Source organism: Thomasclavelia sp., from assembly GCF_017889095.1.
In the GTDB taxonomy this organism is placed as follows: Bacteria; Bacillota_I; Bacilli_A; order Erysipelotrichales; family Coprobacillaceae; genus Thomasclavelia.
In genome coordinates, this window is the sequence record NZ_JAGHEW010000107.1 from 1 (window position 1) to 15871 (window position 15871).

Sequence of the window (15871 nt, forward strand, 5' to 3'; positions counted from 1 at the left end):
CAACTGTCAACTTTATGACCTTAAAGATGATTGTTGACTTTGAAGAAGGAGCTGATCCAAAAAGCGTTATGCAAAAAGTTAGAAACAGCTGCAAAAAGGTTGAAGATGATTGTGAAGTCTTTATTTAGTATATATCTAAGTTAAATGAAGGGGGAGATTTGAATGCAGGAAATTATTACTAATATTTTGCTGACAGTTGTTATTTTGACAGCAGTTATATTCATCTTTGTTATTAATAAACGAGATGGAAATCAAATGACAAAGAAACAAAGATCAATGCTTGTTCGTATCCTTATATCAGCAACAATGATGCTTGGATTACAATACATTAGTGCAGATATGTTTAATCAGATAGATTCATATACTTTTCCATCAGCAGGAAGATGGCTTCGTTTTGGAATCTATTTAATCAACTATCTTATTGTAGGTTATGATATTCTAATTAAAGCTGGAAAAGGTATTAAAAATCGCCAAGTGTTTGATGAAAGTTTCTTAATGGCGGTTGCGACTATTGGAGCAATGGCATTAGCAATCTATGAAAATGGAGAATATTTAGAGGCTATTGCAGTTATGCTGTTCTATCAGGTTGGTGAATGGTTCCAAAGCTATGCGGTTGGAAGAAGTCGTCGTAATATCAGTGATTTAATGGATATTCGTCCTGACTATGCTAACATAGAGAAAAATGGCAAATTAGAAAAAGTTGATCCAGATGAAGTAGGAATAGGAAGTGTGATTGTTGTTCAGCCGGGAGAAAAAGTACCTTTAGACGGTATTGTCGTAGAGGGTAATTCAAGCTTGAATACCAGTGCTTTGACTGGAGAAAGTTTACCTAGAGAAACACAGGTAGGCGATGAAATTATCAGTGGATGTATCAATCTAACTGGTGTTTTGAAAATTCAGACAACAAAAGAATTTGGAGAGTCAACCGTATCTAAAATTTTGGATTTAGTAGAAAATGCAAGTTCTCGTAAGTCAAAATCAGAAGACTTTATATCAAAATTTGCTAAGATATATACACCAGTTGTTTGTTACAGTGCATTAGCATTGGCAATCCTACCACCTTTAGTTCGTGTGTTTGGAATGGGACTTTCTGCTGATTGGGAAACATGGATTTATAGAGCATTAACATTTCTTGTTATCAGTTGTCCATGTGCATTAGTTATTAGTATTCCTCTAAGTTTTTTTGCCGGAATTGGAGGAGCTAGTAAAGCAGGTGTCTTAGTAAAAGGATCAAATTATCTAGAAACTTTATCAAAAACAAAGTATGTTGTTTTCGATAAAACGGGGACATTAACTCAAGGTGTTTTTGAAGTCAATGCGATTCATCACAATAAATTAGATAAAAGTAAAATCATTGAATATGCTGCATTGGCAGAAAGTGCATCATCACATCCAATCAGTAAGAGTTTACAAAAAGCTTATGGAAAGGAATTAAATAGAAATCGAGTAACAGATATTCAAGAAATCAGTGGACATGGTATCATTGCAACTGTTGATGGAAAGAAAATTGCTGCTGGTAATGCAAAATTAATGGATAAATTAAATATTCCGTACAAGAGTTGTCATCGCATCGGAACAATTATTCATTTGGCTATTGATGGAGAATATGCAGGACATATCGTTATTTCGGATGTTGTTAAACCACATTCACAAGTTGCAATACGAAATTTGAAAAAAGCTGGTGTTGAAAAAGCAATTATGCTAACAGGAGATGCGAGAGATGTAGCAAATCAAGTAGCTAAATCGTTAGGCATAGATGAAGTTTACAGTGAATTATTACCAGCCGATAAGGTAACAAAGGTAGAAGAACTATTAGCAATCAAATCAAGCAAGGATAAGCTTGCCTTTGTAGGTGATGGTATTAATGATGCACCAGTACTTTCAAGAGCAGATATAGGTATTGCAATGGGAGCCATGGGTTCAGATGCCGCTATTGAAGCAGCCGATATTGTTTTAATGGATGATGATCCAATGCAAATTTCAAAAGCTATTAAAATTTCTAGAAAGTGTTTGACTATTGTTTATCAAAATATTACATTTGCAATTGGTATTAAAATTATTTGTTTAATTTTAGGAGCGTTTGGAATTGCAAATATGTGGCTGGCTATTTTTGCAGATGTTGGAGTTATGATTTTGGCAGTATTAAATGCAATTAGGGCATTGAATGTTAAAAAGATATAGAAATGAAGCCAATTAAAGAATATGATGCAAATACAATTATGCTTTCATCAGAAATATTTAAATTGTTAGGTGAACCTAATAGATTAAAAATCTTATTACTTTTAGTTGATAGAAAATTACCAGTAAATGAAATTGCTTCAAATTTAAAAATATCTAAATCTTTAGTATCGCACCATTTACAACTATTAAAAATGAAAAAATAGTCAAGTTTGAAAAATATGGTAAACTGGTATTGTATACTTTGGTAAAGATGGATAAAAATGTGTTGGATATCATTGAAATATTAAGCAAATAATAAAAATAAACAGCTCTTGAACATAATAGGAGCTGTTTATTTATTAAAATTTGATTTAAAATATTTTTACAAAAACAATTATTATCAATACTTTAAATATCAAAAAGATAGAAGTTGTCAGCTTCTATCTTTTTTTAAAAATAATCCACCAATTAGTAAAAAGATACCACCTAGTAATGTTAAAACGGTTCTAAAAATAAAAGAATTGAAATAAGTATCTGGCAAATTATAGCCATAAAAATTATTAAAAAAGCTAGCTAAAATACTAATGATATCCATGCAGGCAATAGACATTATAATAATGCCAATACTAATTAAAAATAAACTTATTTTCTCTAGGTTATTCATTGTTTGTACCTCTTTTATTAATATTTATATTAATATGATACAATAAGATGATTAAATTTTTATCATAATAAAACTAAAGAATTCTAAAGATTATTTTAAGTTAATCATTTTGATTTTTTATAATATTAATTTATTAAAAATATAGAATAGTTTGAATTTAAACTTGCAAGAATACCAATTATAGTTAAAAATAAGTATATAACCTTTACTTTTTGAAGTGTTTAGTGCTTATTTTTAACTATATTAATAGAAAGAGGTGAAAAGATCATGGATAAAATAGAAAGAGCTAATCGTGCTAAAAAGCATTTAAAATGGATAGAAAAGACATATCCAAATTATATTAATTATTCAGTTAAAAAGACTAAGATATATACCAATGAAGTTATTGGTAAAAATAATGATGCTTTCCAAAAACAGAAAAAACCTGCTGAAATTATCTTAGTTGAAAATGATTCGGTAAGTACATTATTTGATTTTTGTGAAAATGATTTGAAAATTGCTGTTTTAAATTTTGCATCATATCGAAATCCCGGTGGCGGGTTTTTAAAAGGAAGTATGGCTCAAGAAGAAAGTCTATGCCATGCAAGTAGTTTATATAGCTGTTTAATTAAATTTAAAGATACTTTTTATAAATGGAATAATGATCATCTTAATAATGGTTTATATACCAATCGAGCGCTTTATAGTCCTGATATTATTTTTATTGATAAACAAAAAAAGACGATAATTAGTGATGTTATTACCTGTGCTGCACCAAATAGAAGATATGCAACTAGAAAAAGACATCTAAGTGAAAAAGAAAATATCGTAGCATTAAAACAGCGGATCCGATTTATTCTTGAGATTGCTAAGGAAAATAAAGTTAATACGCTTATTTTAGGTGCTTTTGGCTGTGGTGTGTTTTTACAAGAAGGTAAGGTGGTTGCTAAAATATTTATCGAACTGATTGAAAATGATTATAAATATTGTTTTGATAAAATAGTCTTTGCTATCATTGGCAATAATTATTATAAATTTAAACAAGTTTTAGATGAATTTATAGATTAAATCAAAATAGACTAGTAGTGAATTAGTCTATTTTTTTATTTTAGTTGATATTAAGTGATAAATTTGATTTGATAATTTTGTGTTAAAATATCATAATTTGTGATTTTACTGAGATTTTTTGGATATTTACTGTTATAATATATACTAAGAAGTTTTGTTGTTTAAAATGATTTGGGATTTGGTTTTAAAAGGGAGATAAGTATGGATGATAATAAAAAGATATTGGATGATGGAATAGGTAGCATATCTAAAAATAAAGCAAGTTTAATTAAAGATGGGTTATCTGGTTTTTTTACTTATGATGCATTGTCTTATTATGTCTGTGAGTATCTTAAACACATGGATTCAAAAAATACTTGTGCTTTATTAATTGTTAGTATTGATAATATAAATCTAATCAAATATAAAGAGGGAAAAAAGGTAAAAGAAGAAATCTTGCAAGTATTTGCACGAGAGTTATCAAAAATGTTTAGAGCTAGTGATGTTATTGGGCAAAATGAAACGAATGAGTTTATTATTTTTATGTCTGATCCGTTTTTGACTAAAGAGGTAGTTTATAATAAAGCTAAAAGTATTTGCCAAATTAAATTTCCTGAAAGTGTTATTAGTACTGATATAAGTACATATATTGGAATCTATATTACTAACAGAACTGATTTGAATTTTAAAACATATTATAATAATGCAAGAGCTAGTTTGATTAATGCTTATGATAAAAAAACACCGGTTTATATTATCTATGATGATTCCAAAAACCAGATTCTTGATCAAGATAGGCTAATTCCTGTCCAAACTAGTCCTGTTCCAATTGAATTTTTACTTAATAATATGGCTGAAGATATTAGAATTCTAGAAATGAGCGAACCAATAAAACCAATCTATGTAAGTCCTAATTTTTATAATGATCAAGATAATAATTTAATGATTCATCCTCATGATTATGATAAATATCATCAAATGTTACGTAAAGCCATTAGTCAAGAAGTACGACTTGATGGTGAATATCGTGTTTCTTTTGATGGTGATAATTGGCATTGGCGCTATATTAGAGTTATTAAAATCCCTTATAAAGGAATCAGGCATCCAGTTATTTTAGAGATTTCTCAAGATATAAATGATTCAAGGGAAAAAGATCAATATTTAATTGAAAGTGGCAAAATGTTAAAAATTGCTTTTGAAAATACAACTAAAGCTATGTGGGAAGTTGATGTTGAAAATAAAAAATATATTTTCTTTAATTTTAAAGATGATTTTGATCACCAGTTTAATACTCTAGATAATTTCCCTGAATCACTTATTTCGACTGGTTGGGTCCATCCTGATTCTGCTAGTCAGTTTTTAAAGTTTGGAGCCGATATTTTAAATGGTAAAACTGAAGGAAGTGGCAGTTTTATCATGCGTTATCGCTTGTCAGATAACTATGGCTGGGCCTCACTTTCTTATCATATGATTTTTGATAGTGATGGTTTTCCTATCAAGGCAATTGGAGTCAAAAACTTTTTATCCGATGATTCTAATAGAAAACAAGAAATGATTAGTTCACCAGCTCTTCCCGATGCGGTTTACCCTTCTTTAGTGTTAAGTGTAAAAGCTAACTTAACGGAAGATTCAATCAAGGAATTATGGGTTGAAGGAGTTGAAAAAACTGATTTTGTGGAAATAAAAAAATATAGTGATGTCGTTACAGCTGAACGAGAACGTCTGTTTGCACGTGATGATCGTAAAAGTTTTGAAAATAATTTAAGTCGAACAGCTCTGTTACAGGAAGCTAATCATGAAATTATTTGGAAATCAATGGAATATCGCCGTGTTTATCTTTCTGGCAGTATTCATTGGGTCTTGAATACCGTTAATTTGATTAAAGATCCAATTACTGAAAATGTTTATTTGTTTAATTATTTAAATGATATTGAACATCGTCACCGTTTAGAATATGGCATCAATGTTATTAAAGATCCGATTACTGGTTTTTATGGAAAAGATACTATAAAACAAATGATTAAAAATTTAATTAATGAAGATACACATAGTGCTATTGCATTAGTCAATATTAATGGTTTTGCAGCTATGGAAGACGATGAATATGGAACCCAAGAACAAAAACAATCATACATTGCTGCTATTTTATTATTAGCACTAGGTACAAAGAGCATTATTGGTCAGTATAATGAAGATACTTTAATTGTTTATTTTACTGATATAAAATCACCATCAATTGTTAAAAAAAGATTAGAAGATGCTTTTTCATTTGTTCGGTCATCTTTGTCAGGAACAAAGATCATGAGATTACTTAGATTTGTAGCTTGTATAAGATGTATTGAAGGTTATTTTAGTAATTATGATCAACTTATCAATCGATTGAAGCAAGGGTGCTATTTATGGAAAAATTCAGCTTCGGATATTGCTATGTTTCTTGATGAACAAGATGATGAAACGAATTTATGGCAAGATGGATTTACGAATAATGAAGATCTAAGCGTTGCTTTGCTTGATAGTTTTACTACTTTATCAAGTGAAGAAAAAGATATTGTATTAAAATGTTTAGCTTATATGGCGATGTCTAATTCTTTAGATAACTCAATCAAAAATACTTTACAAAATATTGGCCAGTATTATAAGGCTGATCGAGTTTATATATTATCGCTGTCTGAAAATGATCATGTCATTACAATGGCTAATGAATGGACTAAAACAGGTAAGCATAGTATTCAAAGAGCAATATTAGGAATGCGGGTCGATAAGTTTCCATTTCTATGTCGCTGTATGAATGAGCAAAAACCAGTAGTTATTAAAAATAGAAAATATTTTGGTTCAATTGTAAGTGATGGAATGAATCCTAATTGGAGCTTTATCGCTATTCCAGTTATTTATCCTAAAGGATTCTTTTGCATTGAAAATCCTCAAATCCATCACGACAGTACAGCATTGGTGACAGCAATGATTAAATACATATCTAATGTATCTAAAAGTAGACAAAGAAATGATAAATATTTAATAAACACAACTGATGATTTAACTAATTTATCAAATTTACGTTGTTATAGTGATGTTGTTGATTCAATTAATTCTGATTTGTATAATTCGCTAGGAGCATTAGCTTTAGATATTCCTAATCTTACGATTATAAATAGTACTCAAGGATTTGAGTACGGTAGTAAAATTATTCTTCATGTTTCTGAGATTTTGTCAGAAACATTTGGTAAAACTTATTTATTTAGAACCTGGGATTGTGAATTTGTTGCTTTATGTCCTAATACGACGCTTGAAGTATTTATTGATAAATGCACTCGGGTTCGCGATATTTTACAACAAAGTTATTATAAGCAGATTCGGATTGGCTATACATGGTCTGGTGGTGTTTTCTATGCTAAAAAACTTGTAAAAGAAGCTAAAACCATCATGCATTGTGAAAGTATTCAGGCGATTCCGCCTTTAGATTATGTTTCAGTTTGGGGAATGCATAATTTTGATTTTGGCAGTGCAGTCGCGAAGGGAAAATTTGTTGTTTATTTCCAACCGCAAATTAATATGAAAACCGGAACAGTAGTTGGAGCTGAGGCGTTAATTCGCGGGATTGATGATAATAATGAACTTATTCCACCAGGTAAGTTTATTGATACAATGGAAAAAAATGGAACAATTCGAGATCTAGATTTCTTTGTGCTTGATCGTACTTTTTCTTTTATGGAAAAATGGTATTTAAAAGGTTATGATTTGATTAAGATGTCTGTCAATATTTCTCGAGCAACTTTATTAGATCCCACGACTCCTGCTTCAATTCTAGCAATTCAAAGTCGTTATCCAGAAATTTTATCAAAAATGATCGAATTTGAGATTACTGAATCAGCTTGTAATATTGAAAAAGCAACTTTAGATCATATCATGGATAATTTTAGACAATTTGGAATTAAGTTCAGTTTAGATGACTTTGGTTCTCATTATTCCAATATTGCAATTTTTACTAATGTAAAATTTGATACGGTTAAGTTAGATCGTAGTTTAATTAACGAACTGGCAAGTAATGAAGCTAATCGTTTATTGGTAAAAAATATTATTCAAATTTGTCAAAAAGGAAATATTGTTTGTGTTGCTGAGGGAGTAGAAACCAAGGCTCAAGTAGCTACGCTATTAGAAATTGGCTGTGCTATTTGTCAAGGTTATTATTATAGTAAACCTTTACCGGTTAAAGAATTTGAACAAAAATGGTTAAATAATGGAGGAAATTAAATGAATACAGTACATGATGAAACAGAAAATAAAATGACAAAAAAATCTAATCATGTTGTAAGTGCAATTCCGATCATTGTGGGAATTGGAGCATCAGCAGGTGGATTAGAAGCATTACAGCATTTCTTTAATTCAATGCCTGGAAACAGTGGTTTGAGCTTTGTTGTTGTTCAGCATTTATCACCAGATTATAAAAGTTTAATGGCTGATATTTTAAGTAAATATACAGATATGGAAGTTATTCAGGTTGAAAATGAGATGGTAATTGAACCCAATACGGTTTATTTGATTCCGCCAAAAAATAATATGACATTAAGAAATGGAAAATTAATTTTGACGGAATATGTTCATGGTATTTTAAATCATCCAATTGATATCTTTTTTACCTCATTAGCTGAAGAAAGAAAAGAACGTTCGGCAGCTGTTGTCCTTTCAGGTACAGGTACTGATGGAACAAAAGGTATCAAATCAATCAAAGAACATGGTGGCCTAGTCATCGTTCAAGATCCCGTAACTGCTAAATTTGATGGAATGCCTAAAAGTGCTATTAGCACAGGTATTGTTGATTGGATCCTCTCACCAAAAGAAATAGCTGATGAAATCATTAATTTTTCTAACCATCAGCCGTTATTTAAAGCTAGTGATAATGAAGTGTTCTTTTCAGATGAAGAAATCTTTTCACATATTTGTGGGGTCTTAAAGAAAGTAAGCGGAATTGATTTTACTAACTATAAACGAACTACGGTCTTGCGGCGAATTGAACGAAGAATGGTCGTCAATCATAGTGCAAGTTTCCATGATTATGCGCACTGGTTAGATAATAATGAAAATGAAGTAAAGATTTTGGTAAAAGAGATCTTGATTGGAGTTACTAATTTTTTCCGTGATGCAACTGCTTTTGATAAATTAAAACAAAGTGTTATTCGTAAACTGGTAGAAAATGCTAAAGAAAATGAACCAATCAGAGTTTGGAGTGCTGGCTGCTCAACTGGTGAAGAAGCTTATTCAATTGCTATTTTATTCCAAGAAGTGATGGAAGAATTAGAAGTTGATCGCAATATTAAGATTTTTGCAACTGATGTTGATGTTTCTGCGATTGAAAAAGCTGGTAAGGGAGTATTTTCTGAAAGCATTTTAGATGATGTTTCATCAGAGCGTCTAGCAAAATATTTTACTAAACGAAATGATTCATATTGTATTTCTAAAACAATACGTCAAATGATCATTTTTGCTCCTCATAATATGCTTTCAGATCCGCCGTTTGGTAAATTAGATTTGATTAGCTGTCGTAATGTAATGATTTATTTCCAACCGGTATTACAGCGTGGTTTATTTGCAATTTTCCATTCGGCATTAAAAAGCGGTGGTTATTTGTTTTTAGGAAAGAGTGAAACTGCAAATGAATGTTCTAATGTGTTTAGACCATATCATGGAGCTGAAAAAATTTATATTCATAAAGGAAATGCGAAAATCGAAAATTGGTCACCAGCTTCTTATAGTATCCCAAATATTCAGCCTGCTTTAGCTAAAGCCAATACTCGTAATAATCGCGAACGCTTGAATTATTCATTAGAAAATATTTATACTCAATATTTAGAAAGATTTTTACCGGCATCAGTTGTCATTGATGAACAAAATAATGTTATTCATTTCTTTGGCAATTATAGTGACTATTTAACAATTGCCCCAGGTAAAGCAACATTTAATTTATTTAGTATGTTGAATAAAAATATTAGAATTGCCGCTTCAACCGCTTTAAATCGTTGTCGTTTAGAACACACGGCAATTACTTATACAGGAATTTCAATTGAAATGGAAAATGGAATTAAAACCATTGATTTAATTGTTGAACCGATTGATTGGGAACACAAAGACGAATATGAATTAATTGTCATGATGTTTGTCGATAAACGAAGTATTGAAACCGATGGAATTAAAGAAAAATATGATATTGATGCAACAGCTGCTAGAAGAATAGCTGATTTAGAACAGGAATTGCACGAATCACAAAATGATCTAAAATCAACCATTGGTGAATTAGAAACGGTAAATGAAGAATTGCAGGCTGCTAACGAAGAATTGCTTACTGCCAATGAAGAGTTACAAAGTTCGAATGAAGAGCTGCAATCAGTAAATGAAGAATTATATACAGTCAATGCTGAGTATCAGCAAAAGCTTGATGAAATGACAATTATGACCAATGACATTTCTAACTTCTTATCTTCAACGATGATCGGAATCTTGTTTGTTGATGGGAATTTAAATATTCGTAAATTTACTGAATATATCGGTCGTGAATTCCAGTTAATGGAACCAGATATTGGTCGTTCAATTCAAATCTTTGCTCATAGTTTCCCAGAAGAAGATATTGTAAAAGATGCTAATAATGTCTTAAAAACACTAGTACCGATTGATCGTGAAGTTTCAGCAATGAATGGTAGATATTATACGCTTAGAATTGCTCCATATCGTACAACTGAAAATCGTATCAAAGGTCTAGTTATTACGATCATTGATAGCCTTGGTGCTGATAATAAAAACTAAGAAGTATGGCAACATACTTCTTATTAGTTTGTTTTTTTTATGATGATTATTATTGTTATTTAAAAAGTGACAGTATGATCTTTTGTATAATAGTCTTAAAAGATGATAAAAAAAAATAAAGAAAACTGTTTGATTGGAATATCTAATTTAAACTGTATTAGATTTAAAAGAAATTATGAATATGGTAAAAAGCGTTATATAATTTATTATAAATTTTATGAATTATTTTTAATATAGAATAAAATCAGAAAGTTTAATGAATAAAAATGTCTGTATTGACATAATAATAGTATGCGACTATAATAGTGGCATAAGATTAGGTCAGGAAGCGTACGGCGCCCTGGCCATTTTTTGGGAGATGCATAGTATGAAAGAATTTAAAACTTTTAATCAACAATTGGCTATATTACGTAAAAGAGGTATGATTGTTCCGACAAATGGAGTACCGAAACGTTTTTTAGAGCAAGAAAACTATTATAACGTAATAAATGGATATAAAAATTTATTTTTACTTAGAGATGGAGATGGCAATATAGTTTCTCCAGAAGAATATTTGCCAAATACCCATTTTAATGAGCTTAAATCATTATTTTTATTTGATCGTGAACTAAGATTTTTATTCTTAAAATATTTACTTATTTTTGAAAATTCATTTAAAACTTCTATGGCGCATGAGTTTACAAAAAAATATCCTAAACCAAATTCGTATTTGGATATTGCTAATTATAGAATAGATGATCCAAAAACTGTTTTAAAACAAATTTCAATCTTAACTAAAACAATTCATGATAATGTTGGCGTAAAAGGAGCGGTAAAACATTATATTGAGGAACACGGTGCAGTACCATTATGGGTATTGGTTAATTATCTTACAATTGGAAATCTTTCTTACTTATATAATGCTTTAAAAGATTCTGAAAAAAATATTATTGCTAAATATTATTCAGATAAATATACGAAACAGTATAAACCATCTAGACCGCTTAGAATAAATGCTGAAGATATGAAATCAGCATTGAAAATATTCAATTTAATTAGAAATCAATGTGCACACGATGAACGCCTTTTTAATACAGATTATAAAAATATAAGAGTTGCAAATATAGCAAAATATTTCGGGATTACAATTTATAATAATAGACGTATTGTGGTTGCTATTCTTTATTTTAAAGCATTGCTTAATAAAAGTTATTATAATAAGTTTTATAAAGAGTTAATTGAAATATTTAAAAGTTATAAGAAAGAGTTTAATACAGTACGATTTGATGATATCCTTAATATGATGGGGATAGATTTAATTGAATTAGAGAAATTGAAATAATTTTTTACATTTTTAAAGAATAGTACATTATCATTTTATTTTTAAAAATGTTGGCAAAAGCTAACATCTTTTTATCTTCGTAGTTTTTCTTTCAATAACTCAATGTTCTGATCATTTTTAGCTAAAATAAATCCGGTACTAAACGTATCAATAATTGTATGATCTTTAAATATCTTAATATCAATAATATCATTGTATTTACAACTAATCCCAATATTATTTTGATTAACTAACTGAAAACATTCTTTATCTAAATATAGATTAGTTATTTGTTTTAGTCTATTTAAATGTTCTTTTATTCTACAAATCAAAGTAAAAGTAAACAATGGAGCAACTATGGTAAAATAAGTCATTAAAAATGATTGTCCAAAACGATAGCCTAAACAATAAATAATTACTACAATCAGCATTAAAATTATTGATATTATTAAGGCTAAAATATGGTTGTATAAACATAGATAAATCTTTGTTTTTAGATCCTTAATAATTGATAATTGATTATCAGTTGGAGTAAATTGATTATTTAAAGTAGACTTTTGAATTTTCTTTAAAATTTTAGTCATATAATCTGTTTCTTCTTGATTATATTTATTTTCACAATAAAAATAACAATTAGACAGACATAAAACTAGTGATTTATCTTTTATTTGTAATATATAATATTTGGTATCTAAAACATTTCCAACTTTAAATATTATCTTTCGATTTTTATAATGAAAAATAATCTTTTCATCTTCAAATATTACAAATTTAGCCTTGTGTTTTTTTAAAACCTTTTTATATTTATAATAACGCAAAGCCATCATATCCGATGTATAGCCTATTAGGATTGCTATTAAACTAGCTACACCTAACATAAGTAAAGCAAAATAATTACCATTTACATAAAATTTATGAATTGGCGTAATGGTAATCAATAAAGAAATAAATCCAATATAAAGATTGCTCATGATTAATAAACTCGTTGAAGAAAGTCCAATACTTTGATCAATATTTTTATCATCATCTTTTAATAAAACCATCTTTTTCTCCTTATTTAATATATAATTTATAGAAATATTATACATAAAAAAGAAAACTATTACATTAAATATAACTAAACTCAATTATGTAAAATTATGTAAATAATATAAACAATCTAAATGATAATAGTTATCTATGATAAGATTAATTAAAATATAACGATAATATAGATGAAAACCAACATTACAGTATTAAAAAATACTGTTATTTATCCAAGAAAGGGTGATTTTATGATTACTTTAAATAATGATTTATCATTACAAAAATTAAAAAATATTTTTAAAACGGGATTTTCCAATATATTAGGTATTAGCATGTTTTTTTTGTTTTCAGGTGCATTATATACATTAATAAATTCACCAGTTGAAATGTTATTTTTATATGTAATAATTATGATTGTTGTGTTTTTTGTTCTGTTTTATTTGTTTTTGAGAGGATTTAATATTAATAATTTGGTAAAATTGTATGCTGCAGGTCCTAAACAAATGGTAATCAGCAATGATATGATTACAGTTGTTTACGATGATAAAACTTATTATTTTAGAAAAAATGATTTTATTACTAATGAATTTAAATTGAAAATAACAAATGAATATATTACTATTCATATTAGTGGAATTTATTTCTTTTGTACTAATCAGTTAAGTGATGAACAACTTACAAAATTAAAGGAAATACATCATAATTTTATTAATGAAGACGTTATTGAAGTAGAAACTAAAGATTTACCGTTTATCATGTTATCAGATAACTTATTGGCATTACTAAAAATGGTTAATATTCCATTGTCGAAATTAAAATATATTATGCCTATTACTATAATTATTATGATATTAGATTTAATGATTTTTAAAACAGGAATTTATTGTCCATGTGGATTATTTATAGCACTAATTATTGTTTTTGAGATGTCACTTATTATTGGTTATAAGTGTGATAAAAATTTAAACCCAGCTAACTGCTGTAAACTATATCTCATTGATAATAAAATGTATATTAAAAAGAATGATAAAACAGTAAAAATAATTCCAACCGATACAATAAAAAAAGTAATTCCAGTTAAAAATGGTTATATTATTGTTTCTTCTTTTACAACAGTAACTGTATCTAATGAAAATGAATCATTAATTGAGAAAATATTGGATGCAATTTAAAAGAGTATAAATTATAAAGTTTTTCATTTATAGCATGAATATTGAAAAAATATAAAGGGGAAATAATTTTATTAATCGACTTGATTGACCACATCGTATAGGGGGTATAGTTTTTCTTTTAGAAAAACTATAAAACCATAACTTACAACATAAATAAATCTATTAATAATTTCTGATTTATCTAAGTTTTATTATTTACCCTGTGTCTTATGGTTAATCAAGTAATATTATTTGTTTTGTATATAATATTATAATGATGATTGGCTATAGTGTTTAAAAATATTGTTATTTATCTAAGAAACCAGGAGATTTATAAATCCACATTCATATATTTTAATATTTTTATAGATAATTTTAATTTAAATCAACTAAGTTAACTTGGTTGATTGGAAAGGGAAAAGTATATTATAAATGACTAACTGCATGAGTCATTTATAATATACAAGGGTGATTTTATGATTACTTTAAATAATGATTTATCATTACAAAAATTAAAAAATATTAATAAAATTGGTTTTTCTACCTCTTTGTGTGTTGTAGCATTTGTAATATATTCAGCTACATTATATGCATTGTTAACTACACCGGTTGAGATGTTGTTTCTATATATTTTCTTTATGATTATCATGTTTTTTGTTTTGTTTTTTACATTAGTGATAGCTTTTGCTAATTATAAATCACTAAAATCTTATGCTGCTGGTCCTAAACAATTATTGATCAGTGATGATATTATTACAGCTATATATGAAGATAGAAAATATAGTCTTACAAAAAATGATTTTGTACCAAATGATTTTAAATTAAGCATAAAAAAAGGGTATATTATTATTAATCTTAGGGAGATACATTTATTTTGTACTAATCAGTTAAGTGATGAACAACTTACAAAATTAAAGGAAATATATCATAATTTTATTAATGCAGATGTTATTGAAGTAGAAACTAATGGAATACCATCTACTCCATTAATAAATAATTTTTCTGGAGTTATGAAAGAAACGCTATGGATGCTAAATAATGTTTATTCAAGATTAAAATATATTTTTCCTATTGTCACAGTTTTAACAATATTAGATATTGCAGTTTTAAAAACAGGAATTTATTGTCCAGGCGGAGTGTTTATTGTATTAGTTGTAGCGTTTGAAATATTTTTTATTATAGGACATAAACTTGATAAAAGTTTTAAACCAGTTAACTGCTGTAAACTATATCTCATTGATAATAAAATGTATATTAAAAAGAATGATAAAACAGTAAAAATAATTCCAACTGATACAATAAAAAAAGTAATTCCAGTTAAAAATGGTTATATTATTGTTTCTTCTTTTACAACAGTAACTGTATCTAATGAAAATGAATCATTAATTGAACAAATATTAAATGTAAGTAGATAGAGGTTGTTTTATTGACAACCTTTTTTGGTTATTATATGAATAGATTAATTAAATAGAAAAACAGCCACAAGTAAAAACTTGGAACTGTTTTTTCTTACAAGAGATCAATTCCATTCTTTTTGTAAAAGAAAATCGCGAATATTGCGATGTTTGATTCCGTTACGACTCATATCAAACTCATCTAATGAAACGACATATTTAGGGAAGTTATCACGTATTCGATCATAAACATCAAACTCACGGTTTATGGAACTTTTTGAGGCTAGTAAATAAGCTACTTGTATATACAGTTTATTACCTCGGTCTTCACAAACAAAATCAATTTCTTGATTTCCTA

At 28.0% G+C, this 15871-nt stretch carries 10 protein-coding genes and 2 pseudogenes; 9 read left to right on the top strand and 3 right to left on the bottom strand.

Annotated elements, in window-relative coordinates; genetic code table 11:
- From J7M77_RS16835 to J7M77_RS04895, 3 genes and pseudogenes are all read left to right on the top strand, one after another.
- Window positions 1-128 (top strand): annotated as a pseudogene (locus J7M77_RS16835) (heavy-metal-associated domain-containing protein); the annotation flags it as partial.
- A 127-nt stretch (window positions 129-255) separates the two neighbouring features.
- Entirely contained in the window at window positions 256-2181 is a 1926-nt protein-coding gene (locus J7M77_RS04890; RefSeq protein ID WP_296876609.1) for a heavy metal translocating P-type ATPase, read from the top strand.
- 2 nt (window positions 2182-2183) lie between these two features.
- Window positions 2184-2384 carry a helix-turn-helix transcriptional regulator gene (locus J7M77_RS04895; protein WP_296876593.1) on the top strand — a complete coding sequence of 67 codons (201 nt, stop codon included), beginning with the start codon at window positions 2184-2186 and terminating at the stop codon, window positions 2382-2384.
- Window positions 2385-2593: 209 nt separating this feature from the next.
- On the opposite strand, the gene J7M77_RS04900 is transcribed toward J7M77_RS04895, so the two are convergent.
- Window positions 2594-2824, bottom strand: a complete 231-nt coding sequence (locus tag J7M77_RS04900) for a hypothetical protein (RefSeq protein ID WP_296876595.1) — start codon at window positions 2822-2824, stop codon at window positions 2594-2596.
- A 267-nt stretch (window positions 2825-3091) separates the two neighbouring features.
- Between J7M77_RS04900 and J7M77_RS04905 the strand changes: the two genes are divergently transcribed.
- The 4 genes from J7M77_RS04905 (at window position 3092) to J7M77_RS04920 (ending at window position 11963) form a co-directional block, all read left to right on the top strand.
- Window positions 3092-3871: a TIGR02452 family protein gene (locus J7M77_RS04905; protein ID WP_296876597.1), complete on the top strand. Its 780-nt coding sequence runs from the start codon at window positions 3092-3094 to the stop codon at window positions 3869-3871.
- 201 nt (window positions 3872-4072) lie between these two features.
- Window positions 4073-8098, top strand: coding sequence for an EAL domain-containing protein (locus tag J7M77_RS04910; RefSeq protein WP_296876599.1), 4026 nt, complete (start codon window positions 4073-4075; stop codon window positions 8096-8098).
- Window positions 8099-10642, top strand: coding sequence for a CheR family methyltransferase (locus J7M77_RS04915; protein WP_296876601.1), 2544 nt, complete (start codon window positions 8099-8101; stop codon window positions 10640-10642).
- Between the two features lie 367 nt (window positions 10643-11009).
- On the top strand, window positions 11010-11963 hold the full coding sequence (locus tag J7M77_RS04920; protein WP_296876602.1) for an Abi family protein: 954 nt from the start codon (window positions 11010-11012) through the stop codon (window positions 11961-11963).
- Window positions 11964-12034: 71 nt separating this feature from the next.
- On the opposite strand, the gene J7M77_RS04925 is transcribed toward J7M77_RS04920, so the two are convergent.
- Entirely contained in the window at window positions 12035-12985 is a 951-nt protein-coding gene (locus J7M77_RS04925) for a hypothetical protein (protein ID WP_296876603.1), read from the bottom strand.
- 171 nt (window positions 12986-13156) lie between these two features.
- Between J7M77_RS04925 and J7M77_RS04930 the strand changes: the two genes are divergently transcribed.
- Entirely contained in the window at window positions 13157-14140 is a 984-nt protein-coding gene (locus tag J7M77_RS04930) for a hypothetical protein (protein ID WP_296876605.1), read from the top strand.
- 455 nt (window positions 14141-14595) lie between these two features.
- Complete coding sequence (locus tag J7M77_RS04935) at window positions 14596-15534, top strand: hypothetical protein (protein ID WP_296876607.1); 939 nt, start codon at window positions 14596-14598, stop codon at window positions 15532-15534.
- Window positions 15535-15638: 104 nt separating this feature from the next.
- On the opposite strand, the pseudogene J7M77_RS04940 reads toward J7M77_RS04935, so the two are convergent.
- A pseudogene (locus tag J7M77_RS04940) lies at window positions 15639-15871 on the bottom strand (ATPase); the annotation flags it as partial.

Bases quoted from the DNA above. Each gene is read 5' to 3' on its own strand.
- J7M77_RS04890 (WP_296876609.1), top strand. From the start codon at position 256: ATGACAAAGAAACAAAGATCAATGCTTGTTCGTATCCTTATATCAGCA.
- J7M77_RS04895 (WP_296876593.1), top strand. From the start codon at position 2,184: ATGAAGCCAATTAAAGAATATGATGCAAATACAATTATGCTTTCATCA.
- J7M77_RS04900 (WP_296876595.1), bottom strand. From the start codon at position 2,824: ATGAATAACCTAGAGAAAATAAGTTTATTTTTAATTAGTATTGGCATT.
- J7M77_RS04905 (WP_296876597.1), top strand. From the start codon at position 3,092: ATGGATAAAATAGAAAGAGCTAATCGTGCTAAAAAGCATTTAAAATGG.
- J7M77_RS04910 (WP_296876599.1), top strand. From the start codon at position 4,073: ATGGATGATAATAAAAAGATATTGGATGATGGAATAGGTAGCATATCT.
- J7M77_RS04915 (WP_296876601.1), top strand. From the start codon at position 8,099: ATGAATACAGTACATGATGAAACAGAAAATAAAATGACAAAAAAATCT.
- J7M77_RS04920 (WP_296876602.1), top strand. From the start codon at position 11,010: ATGAAAGAATTTAAAACTTTTAATCAACAATTGGCTATATTACGTAAA.
- J7M77_RS04925 (WP_296876603.1), bottom strand. From the start codon at position 12,985: ATGGTTTTATTAAAAGATGATGATAAAAATATTGATCAAAGTATTGGA.
- J7M77_RS04930 (WP_296876605.1), top strand. From the start codon at position 13,157: ATGAAAACCAACATTACAGTATTAAAAAATACTGTTATTTATCCAAGA.
- J7M77_RS04935 (WP_296876607.1), top strand. From the start codon at position 14,596: ATGATTACTTTAAATAATGATTTATCATTACAAAAATTAAAAAATATT.